Origin of the sequence: Aquamicrobium sp. NLF2-7 (assembly GCF_022359935.1) — a bacterium.
GTDB lineage: Bacteria > Pseudomonadota > Alphaproteobacteria > Rhizobiales > Rhizobiaceae > Mesorhizobium > Mesorhizobium lusatiense.
Genome location: NZ_JAKSED010000001.1, coordinates 2,058,128 through 2,081,492, shown reverse-complemented (window position 1 = coordinate 2,081,492; position 23,365 = coordinate 2,058,128). Strand labels below are relative to the sequence as shown.

The window sequence follows — 23,365 nt, the reverse complement described above, 5'->3', positions numbered from 1 at the left end:
TCCTGCCACCCCGATTCGGTTGTTCCGATCAGGCAGCGTCCAGTGCGCAACCGGAGTTTCGCAATCATGAAACTGATATTCCGTCCGTCGCTCGCGGCTCTCCTCGGTCTTGGCCTTTGCGCAAGTGCATTCGCCGAGACGGAGAAGCCGCAATCCATTGCCTTCGCAGGCGGCGCTCTCACCATCACCCAGAAGGAAGAGTATGGCGAAAAGACCCTGTCCTTCGGCGACAAGGAGCTGGCCAGCGCCTATGTGATCTATTTCGACCAGATCGCCAGGCTTGGAGACACCGAGGTCGCGCTGTTCGATGTCGGCGACGGCGGCAATGCCTGTGGCCCGGCCAAGGTTCTGGTGTGGAAGGGCGACAACGACGCCATCCAGCGCGCCAGCATCGGCGAAGAAGATTGCGGCGCGCCGGTGACGGCAGTCGCCAGTGACTGGATCTATTTCGTTCCATGGCTGATGCCGGGCACTTCCGGCGTGGTCAAGCGCTGGACCCCGCAGGATGGTTTTACGACCGCAGGCGAACTCGTCTATGCGCCCGAAGCCGGAACGACGTGGAAAGATTTCAATCCGGAAAGACTCGGCAGCATGCTCGAGGCATTCCAGAACGAGGCCGTCTATGCGCAGGCAAAGGAGCTTCTGGGCGACAGGCTCGAAGAAGTTGCAACCAGCCTTATGGTCAGCGCCGAGCCGGAAAAGACCGCCTCGGGCCTGATCTACGGCGATGGCTGCATTCCGCATGCCTGTGGCACCTACGATGGTTTCATGGCTGTCGATGCTGCCAGCCAGAAGCTCTATCTGGCTCGCCAGACCGATGGCAAGTCTCCGGAAACATGGCCTGAAGCCGGGACGTGGCCGGCCGAGCTGCGCCAGGCCATGGAAAAGGCGCTGGCAAAGAGCGAATAGCCATGAAGGTCAGGCGCATCATCGCCAACATTGCCGCCGCAGACCTTGCGGCGGCGAAGCGCTTTTATGGCGATGTGCTCGGTCTCGACCTTCTCATGGATCATGGCTGGATCGCCACATGGGGTTCGACCGAACAGATGCCGGTGCAGATTTCCTTTGCCGCGGAGGGCGGCTCCGGCACGCCGGTGCCCGATCTCTCCATCGAGGTGGATGACGTCGGAGCGGCGCTCGCCGGCATGAAGGCAGCGGGATTTGCGATCGAATACGGTCCCGCCGATGAGCCGTGGGGCGTGCGCCGTTTCTACGTGCGCGACCCCTTCGGCAGGCTGGTCAACATTCTCTCGCACCTGTAACGGGCATTCCGGGCGCCTTGTCTCGCCGCTTTCGTCTTGCGCAAGCGCGCCGGCGCGGCTAGCAAAGCTGCGGTTCAAAAATTCCCCGGGGAAATACGCATGGCTTCGAAAAAACTCTTCCTCCTCCCAGGTGACGGCATCGGTCCCGAGGCGATGACGGAGGTGAAGAAACTCATCGCCGTCATGAACGAGAACGGCGCCGCTTTCGAGACCGAGGAAGGTCTGGTTGGCGGCTCGGCCTACGACGCGCACGGACAGGCGATTTCCGAGGCCGACATGGAAAAGGCGCTGGCGGCGGACGCCGTTCTGTTCGGCGCGGTCGGCGGTCCGAAGTGGGATGACGTGCCTTACGAGGTGCGCCCCGAGGCCGGCCTGCTGCGCCTGCGCAAGGATCTCGAGCTGTTCGCCAATCTGCGCCCGGCCATCTGCTATCCGGCGCTGGCCGCGTCCTCCTCGCTCAAGCAGGATGTGGTCGAAGGCCTCGACATCCTCATCGTGCGCGAGCTGACCGGCGGCGTCTATTTTGGTGAGCCCAAGCAGATCATCGATCTCGGCAACGGCCAGAAGCGCGGCATCGATACGCAGATCTACGACACCTTCGAGATCGAGCGGATCGCAGGGGTCGCCTTCGAGCTGGCCCGCACCCGCAACAATCACGTCACCTCCATGGAAAAGCGCAACGTCATGAAGTCTGGCGTGCTGTGGAACGAGGTCGTCACCGCCACGCACAAGGCGAAGTTCAGGGATGTGAAGCTCGACCACATGCTGGCCGACGCCGGCGGCATGCAGCTCGTGCGCTGGCCGAAGCAGTTCGACGTCATCGTCACCGACAACCTGTTCGGCGACATGCTCTCCGACGTGGCCGCAATGCTGACCGGCTCGCTCGGCATGCTGCCCTCCGCCTCGCTCGGCGCGCCGGACGCGAAGACCGGCAAGCGCAAGGCGCTCTACGAGCCGGTGCATGGTTCGGCGCCCGACATTGCCGGAAAGGGCATCGCCAATCCGATCGCCATGATCGCCTCCTTCGCCATGTGCCTGCGCTATTCCTTCAACATGGTCGCGGAAGCCGACCGTCTGGAGAAGGCGATCTCGGCGGTTCTGGACGCAGGCTATCGCACCGGCGACATCATGTCGGAAGGCATGAAGAAGGTCAGCACCGCCGAAATGGGCGATGCCATCGTCGCGCAGTATCGCGCCGGCTGATATCGGTCGTTCAGGGCAAAAAGGCTGCGTGAGAACGGCCTTCAGGGAATTGCAACCCCTCGGTTCGCGGCACCAGCCCGGATCGAGGGGTTTTTGTTGCAGGGCCCGTCGTTTCGGAAACAAGGGAACACGGCGGCGGCTCGCGCATTGTGAAATGAGACAATCACAAGGCGGGAGAGTTCGACCATGCCTCTTACGACCCTTCTCATCATCGTTCTGGTGCTGATCCTGATCGGCGCCATTCCCAGCTGGCCTCATTCGCGCAACTGGGGTTATGGCCCGTCGGGCATTGTCGGCGTCGTGCTCGTCATCCTGCTGATACTGGTGCTGCTGGGCCGGGTCTGACCCGGCCCAGCGCCGGTCCCGTTTATTCGCCGGGATGGTCGGCTGTGTAGTCGGCACGGTGGGCCAGTCCCGACATCAGGAAGACGATGAACAGCAAGCCCGACAGTCCGATAAAAACCGGACCGAAGCCGATATGCTCGGCGATGAAGCCGATGGCGGAGGGCGCGACCAGAATGCCGCAATAGCCCATGGTGGTGACAACGCTCATGCCGATGCCGGAGGGAATTCCCTGCTGGTTGCCGGCGGCGGAAAAGGCGATCGGCACCATGTTGGCGATGCCCACACCGCACAGGGCGAAGCAGGCGATGGCTATCCAGGGCAGGGGCGAGAGCCCGGCACCCAGCATACCGGCGCAGGCCAGCAGCGCGCAGGCGCGCAGCGTGGTCACCGCGCCGAAACGATTGCGAACCGTGTCGCCGGCAAAGCGCATGCAGGCCATGACCCCGGAAAAGGCGGCAAATGCGAGGCTGGCCGTGGCAAGGTCGGCGCCAAGCTCCTGCTGAAGATAAATGGCTGCCCAGTCGAGCACGGCGCCCTCCGGGGTCATGGAAAACAGCGCCATCACGCCGATCAGATAGATGAGGGGGTTGCGCGGCAGGGAAAAGCGTGGGCGCTCCTGCGCGGCTGCCGGCCTGTTTTCGGTAACGACGTGACGCATGGCCAGCGAAACGCCTGCAAGCGCCACCATCGTGATGATGACCGCATGGGCGAGATGGCCGAAGGTCTGGATACCCATGCCGCCAAGGCCACCGCCCACGAAGCCGCCAAGGCTCCAGAAACCATGCGAAGACGACATGATGGCGCGGCCGAGCCGGCGCTCGACCACCACGGCATTGGTGTTCATGGCCACGTCCATCGCCCCGATCAGGCCGCCAAAGATCACCATGGCGACGGCGGCAAGGGTTACGTCCGGCGCCATCGCGACCAGAAGCAGGCCGAAGCTCGCCGCCACTGAAATGCGCCTGAGGGTGACGCCGGATCCGTACCTGGCAATGAAATGGCCGCACCATGACATGGCAACCACGGCACCCGCGCCGAACAGCAGGATCAGCAGGCCGAGGGTGAACTTGCTGATCTCCAGGCGCACGAGCAGCGTAGGGATCTGCGGAGCCCAGCTTCCGGTGATGAAGCCGTTGACGAAGAACATGGCGGCAACCGCCCAGCGGCCGCGCACGGCGATGTCCTTGTGGCCCTGATCAGTCATTGTAGCTGCCTGCAACGATGTGGTCAGCGCCTTTTAAATCGTTTTATATTGCGCGTCCAATCGCAACCTTGAACGAGTTTTGGGCCAGTACGCAACCAATGTGCGCGCTCAATGCGGATGAGCGGGCAGGGAGGCAGAATTCCATGCCTTCCCTGCGAACCCGTCGCTCCCGCTCAAGCAGGCCTCAGTTCGTGCCAATCTTGTCGAGGTCGAAGGAGGTCGACTGGTAGACCTGATTCAGCCAGTTTCCGAACAGCAGATGGGCATGGGAGCGCCAGCGGTTGAGCGGCGGCCGTGCCGGATCGTTGTCCGGATAATAATTGTGCGGCACCTCGATTGCCGTGCCGGCGGCGACATCGCGGTCATACTCCTCCTTCAACGACGTCGAATCATATTCGATGTGGTTGAACATATAGAGCCGGTTGCCCTTCTGCTCCGACAGCAGGCAGGGGCCCGTCACGTCCGATTCCATCAGCAGATCGAGCCCGCTGGATGGCGCAATGTCGGCGCTGCGCACTTCCGTCCAGCGCGACACGGGCACTGCGAAGTCGTCCGAAAACCCGGCGAGATAGGGCGAGGTCGGCGCGTTGTTGCGGTGCCGGTAGACGCCGAAGGCCTTCTTCTCCAGCGTGTATTTCGGGATGCGGTGGAAGTGCCAGGCGGCGGCCATGGCGCCCCAGCAGATGAAGAAGGACGAATGGACGTTGGTGGTCGTCCAGTTGAGTATCTGCTCCAGCTCCTTCCAGTAGTTGACCTCCTCGAAGGGCAGGAGCTCGATCGGCGCGCCGGTGATGATGAAGCCGTCGAACTTCCGGTCCCGCACTTCGTCCCATGTCTGGTAAAAGGAGATCAGATGTTCTTCCGACGTGTTCTTGGCCTTGTGATTGCCGACGCGCACCAGCGTCAGTTCCACCTGAAGGGGCGTGGCGCCCATCAGGCGCGCGAACTGCGTTTCGGTACGGATCTTGTTCGGCATCAGGTTGAGCAGGCCGATCTGGAGCGGGCGAATGTCCTGACGCATCGCGGTGCGTTCGTCCATGATGGATACACCCTCGCGCACGAGGACTTCGCGGGCAGGTAGCTGATCGGGAATCTTGATCGGCATTGCACAAGCTCCAAACAAAAAGACCGGCGGCGAAATCGCGGCCGGTCCCGACGTGCTCGTCAGCCTCGGCCTTTTTAGCGACTTCTTTAACGTGGCTGCAAGCCGACCGGCCAAATCACCACGGAACGGTTTTCTATCTATGGCCGGCTTGTGCCTGCGTCAATGCCAAGGTGCACGGGGTCACAGGGTGTAAGGGGCCAGAGATGTACGAAGCCAGAGATGCCCTGTGCCAAGCCTTCACCCTCGACATTGCTCTTCATGGCGGTTATTTCCGAGCATCTTGCCGGATGTTCCGGCGTTCAACGGATTCTGATCATGACCACGGCACAAGAAAACGCTCGTCCCCAGCCCCGCGCCGGTATTCTGGACATCGAGGCTTATGTGCCGGGTAAAAGCGCTGCTCCTGCCGGTGTGAAGCTGCACAAGCTTTCCGCCAATGAGAACCCGCTGGGTGCCTCGCCAAAGGCGATCGAAGCCGCGCGTGAAGTGGCAGGCCGGCTGGAATTCTACCCCGACGGTTCGTCAACGCGGCTGCGTGAGGCGATCGCCGAGGCGCATGGCCTGAACATGGCCAACATTATGTGCTTCAACGGCTCCGATGAGGCGCTGGCGCTGTTGTCGCGTGTCTATCTGGCTCCGGGCGACGAGGCGATCTATCCGCAATATGGCTTCCTCGCCTACCGCATCGCCATCATGGCGGCGGGAGCAACGCCGATCATCGCGCCTGAAACCAACGAGCGCGTCGATGTCGATGCCATCCTTGCCGGCATCACCGAGAACACGCGCATGGTGTTCCTCGCCAATCCGGCCAATCCGACCGGCACCTACATTCCCTTCGAGGAGGTGCGGCGCCTGCATGCCGGCCTGCCGAAGAATGTCATGCTGATCCTCGATGCGGCCTATGCCGAATATGTGCGCCGCAACGATTACGAGGCGGGCGTCGAGCTGGTGGCGGGTGCGGAGAACGTGGTCATGACCCGCACCTTCTCCAAGGCTTACGGCCTCGGCGGCGCGCGCATCGGCTGGATGTATGCGCCCACGCACATCATCGAGGCCGTCGAGCGCATTCGCGATGCCTTCAACGTGACCGCCACGGCGATCGCGGCCGGTACGGCTGCGGTGCGCGACCGCGCTCATGTCGACACGTCCATTGCTCACAATGAAACCTGGCTGCCCTGGCTGACCAGCGAGCTGACGGCGCTCGGGCTCAGGGTAACGCCCAGCGTCACCAACTTCGTTCTCTTCCATTTTCCGAAGAACGGCAGGCATTCGGCTTCGGCCGCCGACGAGTATCTGACCGCGCGAGGGTATATCCTGCGGCGCGTTGCAGGCTACGGTTTTCCCAACGCGCTGCGGATGACAGTCGGAACCGAAGAAGCCAATCGCGGCGTCGTCGCCGCACTGACCGAATTCCTGAAAAGTTGAGAAAATGTCCGAACCCATGTTTGAGAAGGTCGCCCTCGTCGGCATCGGCCTCATAGGCTCGTCGCTGGCCCGCGCGATCAGGCAGAACCATCTCGCCGGCCATGTGGCCATTTCCACCCGCAGTCCCGAGACGCTGAAGCGCGCCGAACAGCTCGGCCTCGGCGACAGCTACACCACCGATGCGGCAGAAGCCGTGCGCGATGCCGATCTGGTCATCGTTTCCGTGCCGGTGGGCGCTTCGGAAGCCGTGGCGAAGCAGATCGCGCCAGCGCTGAAGCCCGGCGCCATCCTCACCGATGTCGGCTCGACCAAGCTCTCCGTGATTGCCCAGATGCAGCCGCATGTGCCGGCAGGTGTCCACTTCATCCCCGGCCACCCGCTGGCGGGAACCGAGGATTCCGGCCCGGACTCCGGCTTTGCCGACCTGTTTCGCAATCGCTGGTGCATTTTCACCCCGCTGCCGGGAACCGATCCGGAGGCGCTGGAGAGGCTGTCGGAGTTCTGGCGGCGCTGCGGGGCCAACATCGACACGATGGACGCCGACCATCATGACCGCACGCTGGCCATCGTCTCGCACCTGCCGCATATCATCGCCTACAACATTGTCGGCACTGCCGATGATCTGCAGACGGTGACGAAGCAGGAAGTGATCAAATATTCGGCTTCCGGTTTCCGTGACTTTACCCGTCTGGCGGCCTCTGATCCGACCATGTGGCGGGACGTGTGCCTGCACAACAAGGACGCCATCCTCGAAATGCTGGCGCGGTTTTCGGAAGATCTCGCCTCGCTGCAAAGGGCGATCCGCTGGGGCGACGGGGAGAAGCTGTTCGACCTGTTCACCCGCACCCGCGCCATCCGCCGCTCGATCATCGAGGCGGGGCAGGATATCGACGCCCCGAACTTCGGCCGTCAGGTCGCGGAGCAGCCCGCCAAGCCTTGACGCATGTCGCCCGAAAGTGGGAACCGGTTTCGGGATAACGACATGCGTAAGAACAGGAACTTAAAGCGTAAGGCGCGAATCTGAAAGATCGCGACGCGCTTTAAGCGGCCGCGCAGCGGAAAAACCAGACAAGAAAAAGCGGCCGGACCCTCGGGTTCCGGCCGCTTTGCTGTTCTGCGCTTCGGGCGGGGGTCAGGTTCGGGCAGGCGTCAGGGAAGCGGCTTGATGGCGCCGAGCGGGATGAAGCCCATCATGGCATTGCCCTTGACGATCTTCAGCGGCATCGCCGGCTGTTTGCCCATCATGGCGAGTGCACCGAAGCCCTGCCTTATCTTCTTCGCCTCTTCGGGAACGGCAGTCGCCAGAACCTCGGCCACGGCCTGCGGATTGGTCAGGCGGATCATCAGGTCCGCGTCCACCAGCCCCGCTTCATCGACGGAGACAGGCCCGGATACGGAAATGCGGGCTTCGCCGGAGGACAGTTCCAGATTGGTGATGTCGAGCGCCTGCCCGCGCAGGCTTTTCGGCTTCGACTGCACGACCGCGACGCCGTTCTTCAGCCGGGCTTCGCCAAAACCGTCGAGCGATGGCACGTTGCGGCCCTGAAGCGCGTCGGCGGTGATGTCAAGCTCGGCAAAGCTGCCGCGATAGAGGATGTCTTCGCCTTCGGGCCAGAAGTCGAGTGCGATGTCGCTCAGATTGAAAAGCTGTGTGGGCTCGTCGTCCTCCGGGTCGGTCTGGCCCGAAACGCCGTTCGCGGTCAGCGTCACCTGCCGGGGCAGGGGCCAGAACAGCTTGGTGCTGACATCGAGGCTGTCCCAGTCGAGCCACAGCGGCGCCAGTCCCGGCGCCAGTGTCCTCACCGGACCGCGCAGGTTCACATCGGCCACCAAGGGTCGAAAGATGCTGGTGCTGGCCTCCAGGGCACCGGTGGTCGCGGCAATGCCTTTGGCGTCGTCCTGATAGGCGATGCCATTGCACAGGACGGCCAGACGCAGCGGATAGCCTTCGACCCGAAGTCTTGCGCAATCGGAGCGGATACCCTTCCTTGAAAGATCGGCGATGGCCTGCCGGCTCTCATCCCTGATGCGGTCGGCTGCATAGAACCAGCCGGCGCTATAGAGCCCGAACAGCACGGCGAGGAAAAGAAACAGCCATAAAAGACCGCGTCGCTTTCGTGGTTGCGCCTGATGTCTTGACGTCATGCTGCCGCTCTCGTTAACCCGTTGGTGTGAGGGAATGGACCTTCACCATGCTGCCCGGCGCGATTTTTTGCCGTGCCCGACTCTGGTCTTGCGATATGGGCGATTTTTGGGTTTTTGGCTATGGCTCTCTGATCTGGAAGCCCGGCTTCGATTATGCAGAGGCGCGCAGGGCACACCTCTATGGCTATCGCCGGGCGCTGTGCATCTACTCCTTCGTCCATCGTGGTACGCCCGAACGGCCGGGCCTCGTTCTGGGGCTCGACAGGGGCGGTTCGTGCGTGGGCATGGCCTTCAGGGTGGAGGCGGCATCGCGCGAGGCCGTGATCGCCTATCTGCGCGAGCGCGAGCAGGTCAATAACGTCTACATTGAGCGCAGCCTTCCGGTGCGGCTCGACAATGGCGAGCGTGCCGCCGCGATCGCCTATGTGGCGGATCGCAGCCACAGCCAGTATGCGGGCGCGCTGAACGAGACGGCCGCCGCTGCCATGGTGCGCGGGGCTGCCGGCCAGTCGGGCCCGAACGAGGATTATGTGGCGAATACGGTGCGCCATCTGCAGGCGCTCGGCATTCGCGATCACTGGCTGGAAGATGTGGAGCGGCGCATCGGGCTGCAGGCACAGTAACAGCCCCGGCTGGCCGCTGCTTCTCCGAAGGCGTTTTCCGGAAAATCAGCGCATCCGTTTGCTGTTGCGAAACCCGAAAATTTCTCAGCAGAGTGAATGGGAAACCAGCCCCTAAACGGCAGGGCGGTAGAAAATGATCTCCGGATCGCCTTCATCAAGGTTTTCGATGTAGCCGCTCCACCGGAACCCAAGCTTGGCAAACAATTCCTGCATGGGTTTGTTGGACATGTTCGTGGAGCTGAACAATTTCGGTTGGGTGAGTGTCGACCGGAAGTGTCTGATGATCGCCTCGCCCAGCCCCTGACGACGAAACTCCGGGGCCACCATCACCATCTCGATGAACGGCTGGCCGTAGAAATGGTGCGTCAGCACGCCATACCCCGCCACCCGGCCATCTGCCTCGGCAACACAACAGCACGCCGATTCAAGCCAGTTGCGGATCTGGTTGCGTCGCTCCACGCTTGCTCCGGCCACGGAATCGACGGCGCAAAGGGCTTCATGGTCATCGATACTGGCCTGCCGTATGCACATGGTCCGTCCTGCTAAGGTTCAATTTCCGCTGGCTGCCCCGACGTATAAATCCCAGAACCTGCAACAGTTTGTAAGCCCGGTTTTTGCAGCGACGGGGTCATGATGCCTACAAGGACGAATATGGAACCCATAGTCATTGGCAATTTGCATGCCTGCCCTATCTTCGGCGCGGCGCCGGCTTATGCTGCGGGCGATTCCTGAAGGGAGACCGACTTGCAGAAGAGAACACTGGGCCGCACCGGTCTTGAAATTGCCCCGCTGGTTTTCGGCGGCAACGTCTTCGGCTGGACGGCCGACGAAAAAACCTCCTTCGACCTGCTCGACCGTTTCGTCGATGCGGGCTTCAACGCCATCGACACGGCCGATGTCTATTCCCGTTGGGTTCCCGGCAACTCGGGCGGCGAATCCGAAACCATCATCGGCAACTGGCTGAAAGCCCGCGGCAGCCGCGACAAGGTGGTGCTCATCACCAAGGTCGGCTCCGATATCGGGCAGGGCCGGGTGGACCTGTCGCCGCTGCATATCGAGAAGGCGGTGGAGGCTTCCCTGAAGCGCCTGCAGACCGACGTCATCGACCTCTATCTGTCGCACTGGCCCGACCCGACGGTGCCGCACGCCGAGACGCTGGGGGCCTACAAGCGGCTGATCGAGAAGGGAAAGGTCCGCCATATCGGCGCATCCAACCTCGACGCCGGCCAGCTCAAGGCCGCCCTCGATGCCGCCGACCATCACGGTCTTCCCAGATATGAGGCGCTGCAGCCGGCCTACAATCTCTATGACCGCAGCGAATTCGACGGTCCGCTGCGCGACCTGTGCATGGCAAGGGGCATCGGCGTCATCAGCTACTACGGGCTGGCCAAGGGCTTCCTGTCGGGAAAATACCGCAGCAAGGCCGATCTCGGCAAAAGCACGCGCGGCAGCAGCGCCGCCTCGTATCTGAACGAGCGCGGCATGCGCATCCTCGCAGCCCTTGACGAGGTGTCGGCAGCTCACGGCGTCACTCAGGCGCAGGTGGCGCTGGCCTGGATCATGGCCCGGCCCGGAATCACCGCGCCGATCGCTTCGGCCACGTCGCTGGATCAGCTCGACAGCCTGACAGGTGCCGCATCCCTGCACCTTTCCGTCGCTGATATGAAAAGGCTGGATACGGCGAGCGCACCCTGAAAAAGTGTGGCGGCAGAAAGCGGCCTCAGGTGGCCGCGCTGCCGCCGTCCGGTCTGACAATGCCCGTTTCGGCGTCGCCGAAACGGGATGATCCGGCAAAGCGCATGCCGAGGCTCGGCGCGCCCTGTGGCGACAGCACCGGCACGAACACGCGCCGCGAGGCGCGCTGGGCGACCGGAATGCCCTGATAGAGGCGTTTTTGCGCTTCCACGGCGATGACACCTGAAAAGATCGGCCACAATCTGCGTCCGCTGCGCTCCAGCACGCTGTTGAGCTGCATCACGAATTTGCGTCGCGAGGGCGGAAAAAACAGCGCATCCGACCAGGCGGCCGGGGTGAAGTTGGCTTCCCGCAGCAATTCGCCAAGCTGGCTTCGCGAATAGGGCCGGCCGGTGCCGAAGGGGGTGTGCTCGAAGCGCGCCCACACGCCGCGCCGGTTCGGCACCACGATGACGACCCGGCCGGCCGGCGACAGCACCCGCCAGATCTCGTTAAGCGTTTCGCGCGGGTTTTCGACATGCTCCAGCGAGTGTACCAAAAGCATGCGGTCCACCGAGGACTCCATCAGCGGCAGCTCTTCCTCGAACACCAGCGCCGTGGCGGCCTTGCCCTGTGCTGGCCACACCACGGCTCCTTGCGTGGCCGGCATGAAGGCAAAGACACGCTCGGCATCGGCGCCGAAGCGTTCCAGCCATGGCAGCGCATAGCCGAGACCCACCAGCCGCTCGTTCGGCACCGGCGCCCAGATCGACGACAGCGCCATGGAGATCGAGCGCTCAGTAAGGCGGCCGAGCGGCGAGGCGTAGAACGAGCGCAGGTCGACGATGTCGGAATGCATGAAAAGCCTGTTTCGCGAGGTCAGGTCCAAAAGGTAGCCCTTGCCGGGGCTGAGTTCAACGAAGCCTCTGCCAGATCGCCTTGCGTCCACTCGGACACAAGGCGATCTGAATTTTTGACAGAGCATCGGACCGAAAACCGGATTCCGCTTTTCGGTCCGATGCTCCGGGTCGAAGGGGTGACAGGCGCGGGTGTAACTCCTATCTCTGGGGCTCAGAGGAGATTTTGCATGGCCATCGCAGTCGAACAGTTCATGTGCCGTCATGATAATTTCGGCGTGCTGATGCGCGATACGGAAACAGGCACGGTTGCGCTGGTCGATGCGCCGGAGGAAGCGCCGATCCTCGCCGCCATCGAGCGCGCCGGCTGGGTGCCCTCGCTTCTCCTGATCACCCATCACCATGGCGACCATGTCGAGGCCAATCTGGCGCTGAAGGAGCGCTTCGGGCTGCGCATCGTGGGGCCGGACGCGGAGAAGGCGAAAATTCCCGGCATCGACGAGACCGTCGGGCAGGGATCGCAGATCCCGTTCGGCAACTCGACCATCGAGGTGATCTCCACGCCCGGCCACACCGCCGGCCACGTCAGCTACCATCTGCCACGAGAGAAGATCGCATTCACCGCCGACACGCTGTTCGCGCTCGGCTGCGGGCGCCTGTTCGAGTGCCCGCCGCCGGTGATGTTCGAATCGCTGAACAAGCTGGCGGCGCTGCCCGCCGACACGCAGGTTCATTGCGGTCACGAATATACGCTCGCCAATGCCCGTTTTGCGCTGACCATCGATCCCGATAACGCCGCTCTGCAAAAGCGGGTGAAGGAAATCGAGGCGCTGCGTGCTGATGGCAAAGCCACGCTGCCGACCACCATTGGCACCGAGCTTGCCACCAATCCGTTCCTGCGCTGGGCCGATCCGGCGATCCGCAGGCATCTCGGCATGGAGGATGCCGGCAATGTCGAGGTGTTCGCGGAAATCCGCCGCCGCAAGGACAACGCCTGATCCAGATCGTCCGAAAGGGAGAAGGGGCGGATGGCGATACGCCTCAGGCGCGGGCAGGGACCTTTCTTCTGCTGAACAGCAGCGATTTGGCGGCCAGCACCGCCCCGCCGGTGATCAGAACGCAGGCGGCAAGGATGCGCCAGCTGGGTTCCGCGAAGCCGGTGACGATCAGCACCAGCGTCGACAGCAGCGGCGCGGCATAGCTGGCGGCGCCCAGCACCTGAATGTTGCCGCGCTTCACGCCGACGTCCCATGCATAGAAGGCCGCACCCACCGGCATCAGCCCGAGGCCGAGCACGGCCAGCCACTGGCCGGCATTGGCAGGCAGAACCGTTTCCTCAAGCATCAGGTGGCAGGCAAGCGACAGCACGGACGTCGCCGCGCAGAACCATGTGACGATCGTGGTCGGCACCTCCGGAAAGCGCCGCGACAGCAGCGAATAGGCCGACCATACCAGCGCGCAGACGCCGGCCATGGCGTAGCCGAAGGCGTAGTTCGCATCGAAGGACAGCCCACCGCCGCGGGTGACGATCAGGAACGTGCCGGCAAGGCCGAGCAGAGCGCCGGCGACGTGGTTCCAGGCGAGGCGTTCGCCCGGCATCAGCGCCGAGCCGACGACGATCAGCAGCGGCCACAGATAGGCGATGAGGCTTGCCTCCACCGCCGGCGCGTTGCGCAGCGCGGTGAAGTAGAAGAAGTGGTAGCCGAACAGGCCGGCGATGCCGATCACCCACACGAGCGGCGGGATGCGGACCTTCTGTTGCGGCGGTGGCATGAAGATGCGGGCGACAAGGCCGACGCAGGTGCCGATGGCGAAGGTGATGGCCGACAACAGGAACGGCGGCACTGCGCCGGAGGCATCCGTCAGAAGCGCCAGCAGCGCCCACATGGCAACCGCTGAAAAGCCGATCAGTGTCGCGCGTCCCATTCGCCTCCCCTTCCCGTTGCGCCCGCCTGCCACGGTCCGATGTGGAACAGGCAGAACCACCGCGGTCCGCTATCTGGCGGCTTCGAAGCGGTGCGCGCTGACGGTTATGGTGCCGATCTGGGTTCCTACCGTCGCATAGATGGGGGCATATACACCCGTCTCGCCAACCGGGGCAAACGTAACCATGATGCGGCTGCGGTTTTTCAGATAGTCCAGCGCCTTCTTGCCCCTGCGATACCCGGCAACCGGCTGGAAATTCATGCGGCAGGTCACGGTGGGGCCCTTGTAGCCCTTGACCGAGGTTGCGCCGCTGGATGCGAAGCTGAGCCGGAGGTCGGCCCGCAATTCGCCGTCATACATCTTCACCGTGCGCCCGCACACCTTGTCGGGGCTGTCGGCGCGCACCAGTGTTGCGGCGATCGGGTCCACGGCCCGGCGCAGATGGGTTGCATCGAGGCCGATCCAGTCGCTGCCGCGCTTTTTTGGCGCAGGCTTCACCTGCGTCGAGGCGACAGTTCCATTGGCGAACCGGATATCGACCAGAGACGGCTTTTTTGCAGAGACGTAGTCGGCCCGGAAAGAGCTTGGAGCGGGGCTGTCACCGCTAAACTGTCCCACGGCGCGCAACGTGCCCTTCGTGTCGTCGAAGATGCGGGCAAGCCCGGCGCTCGTGACGCTGCCGTCGATGCTGTAGTCATTGCCGTCATAACGGCTCTGGAAAGAGGCGCGGGCCACCGGCAGGCCGAGATAGGAGATCGTATAATCGCCATGGAAGGTTTGCGGTGAGGCAGCCGGGGCCGGAGATGCGGCCGTAAACAGGCCGGAAGCCGACAGGACAAGGGCAGGTGCGGCAAGCCGGATCGCAAGCGGAAAAGGCATGGTCGGATCGTTCCTGATGCTGGTGCGCCAACAAAAAAGTGGCATCATGTCCCTTCGAGGTTGTATATAGGGCGGATTCCGGCCTTTGTGTGAAGCTTCGGCCGCGTGACGTTTTGCCGGGTTTTGCGAGCTTGCGCTTGACGCCTTGGCCAAATGACACTATGGAACGCCGACTTTCCTTTAGGCCGCCCGCTGGAGACCGCGCGCCGTATTGCGCGGGCACATGGGTTTGGCCGGAACAAGAATTGAAGGGTGCATCATGTCCCGCGCTTGCGAACTTACCGGCAAAGGCGTCCAGACTGGCAATAATGTCAGCCACGCCAACAACAAGACCCGTCGCCGCTTTCTGCCCAATCTGGTCAATGTCACGCTCATTTCCGAGGCGCTGAACCAGAATGTGCGTCTGCGCGTTTCCGCAGCCGCCCTGCGCTCGGTCGAGCATCGCGGCGGTCTCGATGCGTTTCTGGCCAAGGCCGACGAGGCCGAGCTGTCGCAGCGCGCCCGCCTGCTGAAGAAGCAGATCGCCAAGAAGACGGCTGAACAGGCCGCCGCCTGAGCCTGATTTTTTTGCGCAGCGCCGCCGCATGGCCGGCGCTGCTCTGGTTCCATCACCCAGGTTAAAAAAATGAACTTCCTGTTTCGCTATTTGCCGTTCGTGGCCGCCATGGCGCTCGTCGTCGTGGCGTCGAACGTGCTTGTGCAGTTCCCGCTGCAGCTTGCCATCGGCGATTTTTCGCTGGCCGACGTGCTCACATGGGGCGCGTTCACCTATCCCTTCGCCTTCCTCGTCACCGATCTCGCCAACCGCCGCTACGGACCTTCCGTGGCCCGGCGCATCGTGTTCGTGGGGTTCATGGCCGCCGTGCTGTGCTCCATCGTCAGCCCGCCGCTTCTCTACAGGCTTGGCCTGATCGAATTCGACGCCGCCGCCGGAAGGCTGGTGCGGATTGCCTGCGCCTCGGGTGCTGCCTTCCTGGCCGCCCAGTTGCTCGATGTCGCCGTGTTCAACCGGCTGCGCCGGCAAAGCTGGTGGCGCGCGCCGATCTTCGGCACGCTGGCCGGTTCGGTGCTCGATACGCTGGTGTTCTTCTCGGTGGCCTTTGCGCCGGCTTTCGCCTTTCTCGGCCCGAACGAGCCCTTCGCGCTGGAGCAGGCGCCGCTGATGGGCATCTTCTCCACCGATGTGGTGCGCTGGCTGTCATGGGCGGCGGGCGACTTCACGGTGAAGCTCGCCATCGCCGTGTTCGCCCTCATCCCCTACCGGCTGATGGTGCTGCGCTGGAGCCGTCCGGCAACCGCCTGAAGCATGTCGCCCGAAAGCGGGAACCGATTTCGGGATAACGACATGCGTAAAAACAGCAACTTAAAGCGCAAGGAGCGAATCTGAAAGATCGCGACACGCTTTAGAGTCCTTCCTTGTTTCACGGAATCGCGGAACGGCTCCAAGCCTTTGGTTTGTCGCGTTTCCTGGAAACGCTCTGGCGGATCAGTTGCTGCGCCGGGCCATGAAGGCAAGGCGCTCGAACAGATGCACGTCCTGCTCGTTCTTCAGGAGCGCGCCGTGGAGGCGCGGCAGGGCCGTCTTGGCGTCGCCGCGCAGGTCTTCGGGCGAAACGTCGTCGGAGACCAGCAGGCGGATCCAGTCGAGCGCTTCCGAAGTCGAAGGCTTCTTCTTCAGTCCGGGCGTTTCGCGGATATCGAAGAATTGCGTAAGGGCGGCCTCGACCAGCCTTTTCTTGATGCCGGGATAATGCACCTCGACGATGCGTGACAGCGTGTCGACATCGGGGAAGCGGATATAGTGAAAGAAGCAGCGGCGCAGGAAGGCGTCCGGCAGTTCCTTCTCGTTGTTGGAGGTGATGATAACGATCGGGCGCTGCACGGCGCGGATCGTCTCGCCGGTCTCGTAGACGAAGAACTCCATGCGATCGAGTTCCTGCAACAGGTCGTTGGGAAACTCGATGTCGGCCTTGTCGATCTCGTCGATGAGCAGCACGACCTTCCTGTCCGAGGCGAAGGCCTCCCACAGCTTGCCGCGGCGGATGTAGTTGGCGATATCGTTGAAGCGGTCGTCGCCGAGCTGGCTGTCGCGCAGGCGGGAGACGGCGTCATATTCGTAAAGTCCCTGCTGGGCCCTGGTGGTCGACTTCACGTTCCATTCGATCAGGTCGAGGCCAAGCGCTTCGGCAACCTGCCGGGCGAGTTCCGTCTTGCCGGTGCCGGGTTCCCCTTTCACCAGAAGAGGACGCTCCAGAGCAATAGCCGCGTTGACCGCCACCATCAGATCCTTGTCGGCGATATAGGCCGAAGTTCCTTCGAAGCGCATGCTCTTCCTTCCCGTTGTGGTCGTGCCGGATCGACGTGGTGCCCCCGTCCGGGTCGTGCAGTTGTGTAGCCAATCCGCATTCGCCTGCCAAGGGAAGGTGCTTTGGGGAAGTTCCCGGCGGAAACTTTGCCGGTTTCGGTGATCAGGCGCATGCCGGTGCTGGCGCGGCGGCGCGGTTCGGCCTATATTGGGGTCGACGGTCTGCGCTTCCCGGCAGGAGAGACATATCCCCGGGGCCTTATCGATCTCGAAGGGAGCTGTCCCTGACCGGACCCGTGGGTCCGGACATATGGCGCCCACCTACTTTGTAGGTTCCCGGGATCGACTTCTTCACCGGTCGTGTGGATCGTCACCCGTGCCCTTTTCGGGCTGTGCCGTGTCCGTGTTACGAACTGTGTGTCCCCGCCACCGGTCTTCGCAACTGATGAAGACCCGCTTCGTTTTTCCGGAACAGACCGAGCATGATTTCTCTGAAGGAGCAGAAGAATTCCGTTCGCCGTGAAGCACTGGCGCGCCGCGATGCGCTGGACCAGACATGGCGTATCGAGATGTCCCTGCGCATTGCCGAGCTTGGCGCGCCGGGGATTGACATCGAGCCGGGTACGGTCGTTGCCGGATTTTTGCCGATCCGCTCTGAAATCGACCTGCGGCCCCTGATGTCGGCCCTGCGCGAAAAGGGGGCGCGGATCTGCGTGCCTGTGGTCCTCGACAAGCAAACCATCGTCTTCCGCGAGCTGGACCGGCGCGCGGAACTGATCGACAGCGGTTTCGGCACCGTGGGGCCGGGGCCTGATGCCGCCGTTCTCGATCCTTCTGTCATGCTCATGCCTCTTGCCGCCTTCGATCAGCGCGGGCATCGGCTGGGCTATGGTGCCGGTTACTATGACCGTGCCATCGCGCGTATGCATGAAAGAGGCCTGAAGCCGCGCCTCATCGGTACGGCCTTTGAATGCCAGAAGGTGGAGCGTGTGCCGGAGGAAAACCACGACGTCGCGCTTGACGAAATCCTGACGGAGCTTGGGCTGAGGCATTTCCGCAAGGCCGACAATCCCGATCTCGCGCCGGCCTGAGCGTTTGGTCTGCGAACAACCCCCGGCCACCGCTCCATGAGTTTGTTTTAGCTGCATTTGTGCGACGTCAGGTGATTCCACTTGCCTGCAAAATGCTCTAAGTAGCCTTCCCATGAGACTTCTTTTTCTTGGCGACATGGTTGGAAAAGCAGGCCGCACGGCGGTCTGGGAGCAGCTTCCCGGCCTGATTTCGGATTACCGGCTCGATTTCGTCATCGTCAATGGCGAGAACGCGGCCGGCGGCTTCGGCATTACCGAGCAGATCTTTCATGCCACCATCGAGGCGGGCGCCGATGTGGTGACCACCGGAAACCATGTCTGGGACCAGCGCGACGCGCTGAATTTCGCGCCGCGCGAGGACCGGTTCCTGCGTCCCGCCAATTTTCCCAAAGGCACGCCCGGCAAGGGCGCGGGGCTCTACGTCGCCCGCAACGGCGCGCGCGTCATGGTCGCCAACATCATGGGGCGGGTGTTCATGCATCCCGAGCTCGACGATCCGTTCCAGGCCGGCGAGCAGGAACTGGCCGCCTGTCCGCTCGGCGAGCAGGCCGATGCGGTGGTCATCGATTTCCACGCCGAAGCGACCAGCGAAAAAATGTGCTTTGCCCATTTCGTCGACGGGCGCGCCTCGCTTGTCGTCGGCACCCACACCCACCAGCCGACCGCCGATCACCAGATCCTCAATGGCGGCACCGCCTATATCTCGGACGCAGGTATGTGCGGCGACTATGATTCCTCGCTGGGGATGGACAAGGAAGAGCCGCTCAACCGCTTTCTCTCAAAGGTGCCGAAAGGGCGCTTCGAGGCCGCGAACGGGCCGGCGACGCTGTGTGGCGTCGGTGTCGATATTTCGGATCGCACGGGGCTCGCCGAGCGCGTTGCGCCATTCCGGCGTGGCCCGCGTCTGGAAGAAACGGTTCCTTCCTTCTGGGCCTGAAAGAAGAAAAAGATGGTCCGGCATTGAAGGCCGTACCTTTGTACCCTAATTTTCGTCTCCACCTTATCTGGAGACCTTAGTCTACAATGTTAGACCTCATCGCCGACCATTTCGACTGGTTGAGCAATCCAACCGCGTGGGTAGCGCTTCTTACCCTTGTCGTCCTTGAGATCGTTCTCGGCATCGACAACCTCATTTTCATCTCCATCCTGACCAACAAGCTCCCGCCGGAACAACGCGCAAAGGCCCGTGTGCTGGGCATAGGAGCTGCTCTGGTGATGCGTCTGGTTTTGCTGGCGACGATTTCCTACATCGTCAAGCTCACCACCCCGCTGTTTACCCTGTTCGATGAACCTTATTCCTGGCGCGACATCATCCTGATCACGGGCGGGTTGTTCCTTGTCTGGAAGGCAACGCGGGAAATTCACCACACCGTCGATCCCGAAACGGACAAGAGCGAAATGATCGGCCGCACGGTACAGCTTTCGCTGGGTGCGGCGATTTTCCAGATTTTGCTGCTCGATCTGGTGTTTTCGATCGACTCCATCATCACCGCCGTGGGCATGACTGATGAGATCGCGATCATGTACATCGCGGTCATCACAGCGGTGGTCGTGATGTTGCTGGCGGTGAACCCGCTCTCCGCCTTCATCGAAAAGAACCCCACCATCGTCATGCTGGCGCTGGGCTTCCTTCTGATGATCGGCATGACGCTGATCGCGGATGGCATGGGCTTCCATGTGCCCAAGGGCTACATTTACACCGCGATGGGCTTCTCGGCGCTGGTCGAGGGGCTCAACATGCTGGCAAGGCGGCGAAAGTCAAAGGTCAGGAGCGGCGGCGGGCACTGAGGCCGCGCCGCCACCCGAAACGTCAGCTGCCGTCCGGGGTCGGCAGCTCGCCGCGCATTTCGCTGGGGTAAAAACCCTCGCGCAGATTGATGCCGTATTCGACATAGGCCTTCATGCAGGACAGCATCTGCGACCAGCCCTCGCAATTGCCGTAGGAGGCCTTGCGCCCGCGTTCGTCCTCGCGCCAGCCGGATTCGGCGATGGTGACGAAAGTGCCGCCGTCCTCCAGTGGCTCGAAGCCCATCTCGATGCGGGTCTTGTAGGCCGGCTTGCCGTCTTGCACCTCGGCATCCCAGCGCAGCACGATGCGCTTGTCCGGCACCACCTCGTCGACCTCGACCGGAACCGTCTTCCACCAGGTCACCGTGGTGCCGGCCACCAGCGGGGCGCTCGCCCCGCCCAGCGTGGTGAAATAGCCGGACAGCTTGTCCGGATTGACCACGGCGTCGAACACTTCGGCGACCGGCTTGCCGATGCGCCCCGAAACGCGAAATCCGATAGCCATATCCACACCTCCTTCCCTTGCAGACAGGCATAATATGTTATAAAAACATAACATGTCAAACGAAGTGGAAGACGACCGTGTTTTCAAGGCTTTGGCGCATCCGCGCCGGCGTTCCATGCTGGATGCGCTCAAGACGGGGCCGAAGACCACCGGCGCGTTGTGCGACACGTTCGACGACATGGACCGCTGCACCGTCATGCAGCATCTCAAGGTGTTGGAAGAGGCCGGGCTGGTGGTCGCGCGGCGCGAGGGGCGCGAGCGCTGGAACCATCTAGATGCGCTGCCGATCAGGCGCATCCACGACCGCTGGATCAGCGAATATGCCGGCCACGCCATGAGCATTCTCGACCGCCTCAAGAGCGATCTCGACGGCTGATCGGTTTCAGACGCCTTTCAGCACGATGATGCTGCGCTGGCGCGGCAGGGTGCGCATCGACACGGTGAGCGAGGGGCTGTCGCGGAATTCGACGGCGAAGCCCGCTCCCATGCGGCCGGTGAAGGCGCCGATCGGCGTGGAGTGCCGGTGCATGGGCAGGACGATGGACGAACTCAGCCGCCCGGCGATCTCGCTCATGCCGTCGAGGGAGAGCGTCATGCCGCCGTCTATGGGGACCATCACCACGTCGAGCCGGCCGATCGCCGCATAGTGGGCGTCGGTCAGCCGGATGTGCAGATGGCCGAGATGGCCGATACACAGGCCCGCCACCTCGAAGATGAAGATGGAATTGGCGTCGCGCTCCAGATCGCCGCCCCATGTGCGGATGTCGGTGGGCACGTTGCGGACATAGACATCGCCGATGCCGAGCGCATGGCTTGCCGGTCCGCCCGCCGGATTCCAGCCGCGCAGCACATGGGCGATGCCTGGATCGGGCGTTTCGGTGTAGTGGGTGCGGTGCGCCTTGTTCATGGTGACCACGTCCGGCAGCGGATCGGAGCCATAGGCGCCGTTGTAGTCGGTGGCGATGCGCACGCCGCCGGGCGTCTCGACGACATAGGTCGAGTGGCCGGCATAGATGATGCGAACCTCGTCCTGCGCCCCGGCCTGCGCCGGGATGAAACTGGCCGGTGCGGGACTGGCCTGTGTGGGACTGGCCTGCGTGGGACTGGCCGGTGTGGAACTGGAAGGCGTGAAACTGGCAAAGGTGACATGCGGCAATGTCTGCGCGATGGCGAGGCAGCGCGAGGGCGCGGCCTGCTCCTGCGCCGTGACGGGGGCAGCCATGAGCCAGAAGAGGCTGAGGCAGATGAGCAGCAAGCGCGGAACCGACATTGCTCCCTCCGGGTTGGACCCTCACCAGACGGGCCCCCTTTCCGGATTGGCCTCTCCATGCAGGGCGACACAAACTACGATTGCCCGCGCCATGACCGCCAGTCACGTTTTCGCGACCGGGCAAGGCGGTTCGTCTGGACGGATTGCGTTGATTTCTTTATAAGCCGGCCATTCCGAGCATCGGTTCCCCAGGCGGAATCAGGCTTGCGGACCACCCGATGCTTTATCACACAATCAGGTCCGATCCCCGGGTACACAGGCCCGCCGCGATCCGGATACCCGAGCATCAAGGAGTCCCATGGCCGGCCATTCACAGTTCAAGAACATCATGCATCGCAAGGGCCGTCAGGACGCGATGCGCTCGAAGCTGTTTTCCAAGCTGGCGCGCGAAATCACCGTCGCCGCCAAGCAGGGCATGCCCGACCCGGCGATGAACCCGCGCCTGCGTCTCGCGATTCAGAACGCCAAGGCTGAATCCATGCCGAAGGACAATATCCAGCGCGCCATCAACAAGGCGTCCGGCGGCGATGGCGACAATTACGAGGAGGTCCGCTACGAGGGCTATGGCCCCGGTGGCGTTGCCGTGATCGTGGAGGCGCTGACCGACAACCGCAATCGCGCTGCGTCCAACGTGCGCGCGGCCTTCACCAAGGCTGGCGGCGCTCTGGGTGAAACCGGATCGGTTTCGTTCATGTGGGATCGCGTGGGCGAAATCGTCTATCCGGCCTCCGCCGGTTCCGCCGATGCGGTGATGGAGGCAGCCATCGAGGCTGGCGCCGAGGATGTGGAGTCCGACGAGGAAACCCACACCATCTATTGTGCGTTCGGGGATATGGGCGAGGTTTCCAAAACGCTCGAAAGCGCCCTTGGTGAAGCCAGCTCCGTCAAGGCGATCTGGAAGCCCCAGAACACCATTCCGGTCGATGAGGACCGTGCCCGCTCGCTGATGAAGCTGGTTGGTGTCCTTGAAGATGACGACGACGTCCAGAACGTCTACGCCAATTTCGAGGTCGACGACGAGACCATGGCCAGGCTCAGCGCCTGATGCAGGCGGATCGCGGCCCCCGCATCGTCATAACCTACTGCATGCAGTGCCAGTGGCTGCTGCGTGCGGGGTGGATGGCGCAGGAGCTGCTGTCCACCTTCGGGCCCGATCTCGGCGAAGTGGCGCTGGTGCCCGGCACCGGCGGCGTCTTTTCGATCACCTGCGGCGACACCCTGATATGGGAGCGCAAGCGCGACGGCGGCTTTCCCGATGCCGCGCGGCTCAAGCAGCTCGTGCGCGACGTCATCGACCCCGAACGCAGCCTCGGTCATTCCGACCGCAAGCCGCAGGACTGACCCAAAAGCTTGTCCCGCCGACCGGCCAATAAAAAACCCGCCTCGAAGGCGGGTTTTTTCGTTCCTGTCCGGCGAACCGGCTCAGATGCCGAGATTGGCGAACTTGTTCTTGAACTTCGACAGACGGCCACCGCGGTCGAGCAGGGTCTGCTGGCCGCCGGTCCAGGCCGGGTGCGTGGTCGGGTCGATGTCGAGGTTCATCGTGTCACCTTCCTTGCCCCAGGTCGAACGGGTCATGTACTCGGTGCCATCGGTCATCACGACCTTGATGGAGTGGTAGTCGGGATGGATATCTGCCTTCATCGCTCTCGTCCTGGCTTGGGGGGACGGCGGCCCTGCGGCGATGCGCCCCTTTTTAAAACTCGAAGCCGCAGCTATTCAAAAGCCGCGGCCTCTAAAACGGTCGGCGTGCCTATA

General features: G+C 62.8%; 28 protein-coding genes, 1 other RNA gene and 1 riboswitch. Of the genes, 18 read left to right on the top strand and 11 right to left on the bottom strand.

Going from position 1 to position 23,365, the window contains the following annotated elements:
- Nucleotides 1-66 precede the first annotated feature (66 nt).
- From MIC97_RS10360 to MIC97_RS10345, 4 genes are all read left to right on the top strand, one after another.
- Entirely contained in the window at nucleotides 67-909 is an 843-nt protein-coding gene (locus MIC97_RS10360; RefSeq protein ID WP_239799946.1) for a hypothetical protein, read from the top strand.
- 2 nt (nucleotides 910-911) lie between these two features.
- Nucleotides 912-1,262, top strand: coding sequence for a VOC family protein (locus MIC97_RS10355; protein ID WP_239799945.1), 351 nt, complete (start codon nucleotides 912-914; stop codon nucleotides 1,260-1,262).
- Nucleotides 1,263-1,361: 99 nt separating this feature from the next.
- On the top strand, nucleotides 1,362-2,465 hold the full coding sequence (leuB, locus tag MIC97_RS10350) for a 3-isopropylmalate dehydrogenase (protein WP_239799944.1): 1,104 nt from the start codon (nucleotides 1,362-1,364) through the stop codon (nucleotides 2,463-2,465).
- A 186-nt stretch (nucleotides 2,466-2,651) separates the two neighbouring features.
- On the top strand, nucleotides 2,652-2,810 hold the full coding sequence (locus MIC97_RS10345) for a DUF3309 family protein (RefSeq protein WP_183825410.1): 159 nt from the start codon (nucleotides 2,652-2,654) through the stop codon (nucleotides 2,808-2,810).
- 22 nt (nucleotides 2,811-2,832) lie between these two features.
- On the opposite strand, the gene MIC97_RS10340 is transcribed toward MIC97_RS10345, so the two are convergent.
- Nucleotides 2,833-4,014, bottom strand: a complete 1,182-nt coding sequence (locus tag MIC97_RS10340; protein WP_239799943.1) for an MFS transporter — start codon at nucleotides 4,012-4,014, stop codon at nucleotides 2,833-2,835.
- A 184-nt stretch (nucleotides 4,015-4,198) separates the two neighbouring features.
- The gene (metA, locus tag MIC97_RS10335; RefSeq protein WP_239799942.1) at nucleotides 4,199-5,119 is read right to left on the bottom strand and encodes a homoserine O-succinyltransferase; all 921 of its coding nucleotides are present in this window, start codon (nucleotides 5,117-5,119) and stop codon (nucleotides 4,199-4,201) included.
- 53 nt (nucleotides 5,120-5,172) lie between these two features.
- A riboswitch (SAM riboswitch) is annotated at nucleotides 5,173-5,251 on the bottom strand.
- Nucleotides 5,252-5,434: 183 nt separating this feature from the next.
- Here metA and MIC97_RS10330 point away from each other — a divergent pair.
- Both MIC97_RS10330 and MIC97_RS10325 read left to right on the top strand, forming a co-directional pair.
- Nucleotides 5,435-6,544: a histidinol-phosphate transaminase gene (locus MIC97_RS10330; protein WP_239799941.1), complete on the top strand. Its 1,110-nt coding sequence runs from the start codon at nucleotides 5,435-5,437 to the stop codon at nucleotides 6,542-6,544.
- Nucleotides 6,545-6,548: 4 nt separating this feature from the next.
- Nucleotides 6,549-7,484 (top strand): prephenate/arogenate dehydrogenase family protein, encoded by a 936-nt coding sequence (locus MIC97_RS10325; RefSeq protein WP_239799940.1) that lies wholly within the window; start codon nucleotides 6,549-6,551, stop codon nucleotides 7,482-7,484.
- Nucleotides 7,485-7,693: 209 nt separating this feature from the next.
- Here MIC97_RS10325 and MIC97_RS10320 read toward each other — a convergent pair whose 3' ends face one another.
- A complete protein-coding gene (locus MIC97_RS10320; RefSeq protein WP_183825397.1) occupies nucleotides 7,694-8,689 on the bottom strand; it encodes a DUF2125 domain-containing protein in 996 nt (331 codons plus the stop codon).
- Between the two features lie 95 nt (nucleotides 8,690-8,784).
- On the opposite strand from MIC97_RS10320, the gene MIC97_RS10315 reads away from it, so the two are divergent.
- Nucleotides 8,785-9,312 (top strand): gamma-glutamylcyclotransferase, encoded by a 528-nt coding sequence (locus MIC97_RS10315; protein ID WP_239799939.1) that lies wholly within the window; start codon nucleotides 8,785-8,787, stop codon nucleotides 9,310-9,312.
- Between the two features lie 111 nt (nucleotides 9,313-9,423).
- On the opposite strand, the gene MIC97_RS10310 is transcribed toward MIC97_RS10315, so the two are convergent.
- A complete protein-coding gene (locus MIC97_RS10310) occupies nucleotides 9,424-9,843 on the bottom strand; it encodes a GNAT family N-acetyltransferase (RefSeq protein ID WP_239799938.1) in 420 nt (139 codons plus the stop codon).
- A gap of 213 nt (nucleotides 9,844-10,056) precedes the next feature.
- Here MIC97_RS10310 and MIC97_RS10305 point away from each other — a divergent pair, with 213 nt between their 5' ends.
- Nucleotides 10,057-11,007 carry an aldo/keto reductase gene (locus MIC97_RS10305; protein WP_239799937.1) on the top strand — a complete coding sequence of 317 codons (951 nt, stop codon included), beginning with the start codon at nucleotides 10,057-10,059 and terminating at the stop codon, nucleotides 11,005-11,007.
- Nucleotides 11,008-11,032: 25 nt separating this feature from the next.
- Here MIC97_RS10305 and MIC97_RS10300 read toward each other — a convergent pair whose 3' ends face one another.
- Nucleotides 11,033-11,845, bottom strand: a complete 813-nt coding sequence (locus MIC97_RS10300; protein ID WP_345773546.1) for a class I SAM-dependent methyltransferase — start codon at nucleotides 11,843-11,845, stop codon at nucleotides 11,033-11,035.
- Between the two features lie 228 nt (nucleotides 11,846-12,073).
- On the opposite strand from MIC97_RS10300, the gene gloB reads away from it, so the two are divergent.
- A complete protein-coding gene (gene gloB / locus MIC97_RS10295) occupies nucleotides 12,074-12,841 on the top strand; it encodes a hydroxyacylglutathione hydrolase (RefSeq protein ID WP_239799935.1) in 768 nt (255 codons plus the stop codon).
- A gap of 43 nt (nucleotides 12,842-12,884) precedes the next feature.
- On the opposite strand, the gene MIC97_RS10290 is transcribed toward gloB, so the two are convergent.
- Both MIC97_RS10290 and MIC97_RS10285 read right to left on the bottom strand, forming a co-directional pair.
- Nucleotides 12,885-13,769: an EamA family transporter gene (locus tag MIC97_RS10290; RefSeq protein ID WP_239799934.1), complete on the bottom strand. Its 885-nt coding sequence runs from the start codon at nucleotides 13,767-13,769 to the stop codon at nucleotides 12,885-12,887.
- A 69-nt stretch (nucleotides 13,770-13,838) separates the two neighbouring features.
- Complete coding sequence (locus tag MIC97_RS10285) at nucleotides 13,839-14,648, bottom strand: DUF3108 domain-containing protein (protein ID WP_239799933.1); 810 nt, start codon at nucleotides 14,646-14,648, stop codon at nucleotides 13,839-13,841.
- Nucleotides 14,649-14,907: 259 nt separating this feature from the next.
- Here MIC97_RS10285 and rpmB point away from each other — a divergent pair, with 259 nt between their 5' ends.
- Nucleotides 14,908-15,204: a 50S ribosomal protein L28 gene (gene rpmB, locus MIC97_RS10280; RefSeq protein ID WP_183825376.1), complete on the top strand. Its 297-nt coding sequence runs from the start codon at nucleotides 14,908-14,910 to the stop codon at nucleotides 15,202-15,204.
- A gap of 69 nt (nucleotides 15,205-15,273) precedes the next feature.
- On the top strand, nucleotides 15,274-15,951 hold the full coding sequence (locus MIC97_RS10275; protein ID WP_239799932.1) for a queuosine precursor transporter: 678 nt from the start codon (nucleotides 15,274-15,276) through the stop codon (nucleotides 15,949-15,951).
- A gap of 183 nt (nucleotides 15,952-16,134) precedes the next feature.
- Here MIC97_RS10275 and MIC97_RS10270 read toward each other — a convergent pair whose 3' ends face one another.
- A complete protein-coding gene (locus MIC97_RS10270) occupies nucleotides 16,135-16,974 on the bottom strand; it encodes a MoxR family ATPase (protein WP_239799931.1) in 840 nt (279 codons plus the stop codon).
- Between the two features lie 195 nt (nucleotides 16,975-17,169).
- On the opposite strand from MIC97_RS10270, the gene ssrS reads away from it, so the two are divergent.
- The 4 genes from ssrS (at nucleotide 17,170) to MIC97_RS10250 (ending at nucleotide 19,832) form a co-directional block, all read left to right on the top strand.
- Nucleotides 17,170-17,326, top strand: a non-coding RNA gene (ssrS, locus tag MIC97_RS10265) — 6S RNA.
- A 109-nt stretch (nucleotides 17,327-17,435) separates the two neighbouring features.
- Nucleotides 17,436-18,044, top strand: a complete 609-nt coding sequence (locus tag MIC97_RS10260) for a 5-formyltetrahydrofolate cyclo-ligase (protein WP_239799930.1) — start codon at nucleotides 17,436-17,438, stop codon at nucleotides 18,042-18,044.
- 112 nt (nucleotides 18,045-18,156) lie between these two features.
- The gene (locus MIC97_RS10255) at nucleotides 18,157-18,981 is read left to right on the top strand and encodes a TIGR00282 family metallophosphoesterase (RefSeq protein ID WP_239799929.1); all 825 of its coding nucleotides are present in this window, start codon (nucleotides 18,157-18,159) and stop codon (nucleotides 18,979-18,981) included.
- 86 nt (nucleotides 18,982-19,067) lie between these two features.
- The gene (locus MIC97_RS10250; protein ID WP_239799928.1) at nucleotides 19,068-19,832 is read left to right on the top strand and encodes a TerC family protein; all 765 of its coding nucleotides are present in this window, start codon (nucleotides 19,068-19,070) and stop codon (nucleotides 19,830-19,832) included.
- 22 nt (nucleotides 19,833-19,854) lie between these two features.
- On the opposite strand, the gene MIC97_RS10245 is transcribed toward MIC97_RS10250, so the two are convergent.
- Nucleotides 19,855-20,337 (bottom strand): SRPBCC domain-containing protein, encoded by a 483-nt coding sequence (locus MIC97_RS10245; RefSeq protein WP_239799927.1) that lies wholly within the window; start codon nucleotides 20,335-20,337, stop codon nucleotides 19,855-19,857.
- Nucleotides 20,338-20,389: 52 nt separating this feature from the next.
- On the opposite strand from MIC97_RS10245, the gene MIC97_RS10240 reads away from it, so the two are divergent.
- The gene (locus MIC97_RS10240) at nucleotides 20,390-20,713 is read left to right on the top strand and encodes a metalloregulator ArsR/SmtB family transcription factor (protein WP_239799926.1); all 324 of its coding nucleotides are present in this window, start codon (nucleotides 20,390-20,392) and stop codon (nucleotides 20,711-20,713) included.
- A gap of 6 nt (nucleotides 20,714-20,719) precedes the next feature.
- On the opposite strand, the gene MIC97_RS10235 is transcribed toward MIC97_RS10240, so the two are convergent.
- The gene (locus tag MIC97_RS10235) at nucleotides 20,720-21,607 is read right to left on the bottom strand and encodes an MBL fold metallo-hydrolase (RefSeq protein ID WP_239799925.1); all 888 of its coding nucleotides are present in this window, start codon (nucleotides 21,605-21,607) and stop codon (nucleotides 20,720-20,722) included.
- A gap of 298 nt (nucleotides 21,608-21,905) precedes the next feature.
- Here MIC97_RS10235 and MIC97_RS10230 point away from each other — a divergent pair, with 298 nt between their 5' ends.
- Complete coding sequence (locus tag MIC97_RS10230) at nucleotides 21,906-22,652, top strand: YebC/PmpR family DNA-binding transcriptional regulator (protein WP_239799924.1); 747 nt, start codon at nucleotides 21,906-21,908, stop codon at nucleotides 22,650-22,652.
- On the top strand, nucleotides 22,652-22,948 hold the full coding sequence (locus MIC97_RS10225) for a SelT/SelW/SelH family protein (protein WP_239799923.1): 297 nt from the start codon (nucleotides 22,652-22,654) through the stop codon (nucleotides 22,946-22,948). Before MIC97_RS10230 ends, MIC97_RS10225 begins: the two co-directional genes overlap by 1 nt.
- 81 nt (nucleotides 22,949-23,029) lie before the next feature.
- Here the strand turns inward: MIC97_RS10225 and rpmE are convergent, their stop codons facing one another.
- Nucleotides 23,030-23,251: a 50S ribosomal protein L31 gene (rpmE, locus tag MIC97_RS10220; protein WP_183825350.1), complete on the bottom strand. Its 222-nt coding sequence runs from the start codon at nucleotides 23,249-23,251 to the stop codon at nucleotides 23,030-23,032.
- Between the last annotated feature and the right edge of the window lie 114 nt (nucleotides 23,252-23,365).

Coding starts and splice junctions, on each gene's coding strand:
- MIC97_RS10360 (WP_239799946.1), top strand. CDS start 67: ATGAAACTGATATTCCGTCCGTCGCTCGCGGCTCTCCTCGGTCTTGGC.
- MIC97_RS10355 (WP_239799945.1), top strand. CDS start 912: ATGAAGGTCAGGCGCATCATCGCCAACATTGCCGCCGCAGACCTTGCG.
- leuB (WP_239799944.1), top strand. CDS start 1,362: ATGGCTTCGAAAAAACTCTTCCTCCTCCCAGGTGACGGCATCGGTCCC.
- MIC97_RS10345 (WP_183825410.1), top strand. CDS start 2,652: ATGCCTCTTACGACCCTTCTCATCATCGTTCTGGTGCTGATCCTGATC.
- MIC97_RS10340 (WP_239799943.1), bottom strand. CDS start 4,014: ATGACTGATCAGGGCCACAAGGACATCGCCGTGCGCGGCCGCTGGGCG.
- metA (WP_239799942.1), bottom strand. CDS start 5,119: ATGCCGATCAAGATTCCCGATCAGCTACCTGCCCGCGAAGTCCTCGTG.
- MIC97_RS10330 (WP_239799941.1), top strand. CDS start 5,435: ATGACCACGGCACAAGAAAACGCTCGTCCCCAGCCCCGCGCCGGTATT.
- MIC97_RS10325 (WP_239799940.1), top strand. CDS start 6,549: ATGTCCGAACCCATGTTTGAGAAGGTCGCCCTCGTCGGCATCGGCCTC.
- MIC97_RS10320 (WP_183825397.1), bottom strand. CDS start 8,689: ATGACGTCAAGACATCAGGCGCAACCACGAAAGCGACGCGGTCTTTTA.
- MIC97_RS10315 (WP_239799939.1), top strand. CDS start 8,785: ATGGGCGATTTTTGGGTTTTTGGCTATGGCTCTCTGATCTGGAAGCCC.
- MIC97_RS10310 (WP_239799938.1), bottom strand. CDS start 9,843: ATGTGCATACGGCAGGCCAGTATCGATGACCATGAAGCCCTTTGCGCC.
- MIC97_RS10300 (WP_345773546.1), bottom strand. CDS start 11,845: ATGCATTCCGACATCGTCGACCTGCGCTCGTTCTACGCCTCGCCGCTC.
- gloB (WP_239799935.1), top strand. CDS start 12,074: ATGGCCATCGCAGTCGAACAGTTCATGTGCCGTCATGATAATTTCGGC.
- MIC97_RS10290 (WP_239799934.1), bottom strand. CDS start 13,769: ATGGGACGCGCGACACTGATCGGCTTTTCAGCGGTTGCCATGTGGGCG.
- MIC97_RS10285 (WP_239799933.1), bottom strand. CDS start 14,648: ATGCCTTTTCCGCTTGCGATCCGGCTTGCCGCACCTGCCCTTGTCCTG.
- rpmB (WP_183825376.1), top strand. CDS start 14,908: ATGTCCCGCGCTTGCGAACTTACCGGCAAAGGCGTCCAGACTGGCAAT.
- MIC97_RS10275 (WP_239799932.1), top strand. CDS start 15,274: ATGAACTTCCTGTTTCGCTATTTGCCGTTCGTGGCCGCCATGGCGCTC.
- MIC97_RS10270 (WP_239799931.1), bottom strand. CDS start 16,974: ATGCGCTTCGAAGGAACTTCGGCCTATATCGCCGACAAGGATCTGATG.
- MIC97_RS10260 (WP_239799930.1), top strand. CDS start 17,436: ATGATTTCTCTGAAGGAGCAGAAGAATTCCGTTCGCCGTGAAGCACTG.
- MIC97_RS10255 (WP_239799929.1), top strand. CDS start 18,157: ATGAGACTTCTTTTTCTTGGCGACATGGTTGGAAAAGCAGGCCGCACG.
- MIC97_RS10250 (WP_239799928.1), top strand. CDS start 19,068: ATGTTAGACCTCATCGCCGACCATTTCGACTGGTTGAGCAATCCAACC.
- MIC97_RS10245 (WP_239799927.1), bottom strand. CDS start 20,337: ATGGCTATCGGATTTCGCGTTTCGGGGCGCATCGGCAAGCCGGTCGCC.
- MIC97_RS10240 (WP_239799926.1), top strand. CDS start 20,390: ATGTCAAACGAAGTGGAAGACGACCGTGTTTTCAAGGCTTTGGCGCAT.
- MIC97_RS10235 (WP_239799925.1), bottom strand. CDS start 21,607: ATGTCGGTTCCGCGCTTGCTGCTCATCTGCCTCAGCCTCTTCTGGCTC.
- MIC97_RS10230 (WP_239799924.1), top strand. CDS start 21,906: ATGGCCGGCCATTCACAGTTCAAGAACATCATGCATCGCAAGGGCCGT.
- MIC97_RS10225 (WP_239799923.1), top strand. CDS start 22,652: ATGCAGGCGGATCGCGGCCCCCGCATCGTCATAACCTACTGCATGCAG.
- rpmE (WP_183825350.1), bottom strand. CDS start 23,251: ATGAAGGCAGATATCCATCCCGACTACCACTCCATCAAGGTCGTGATG.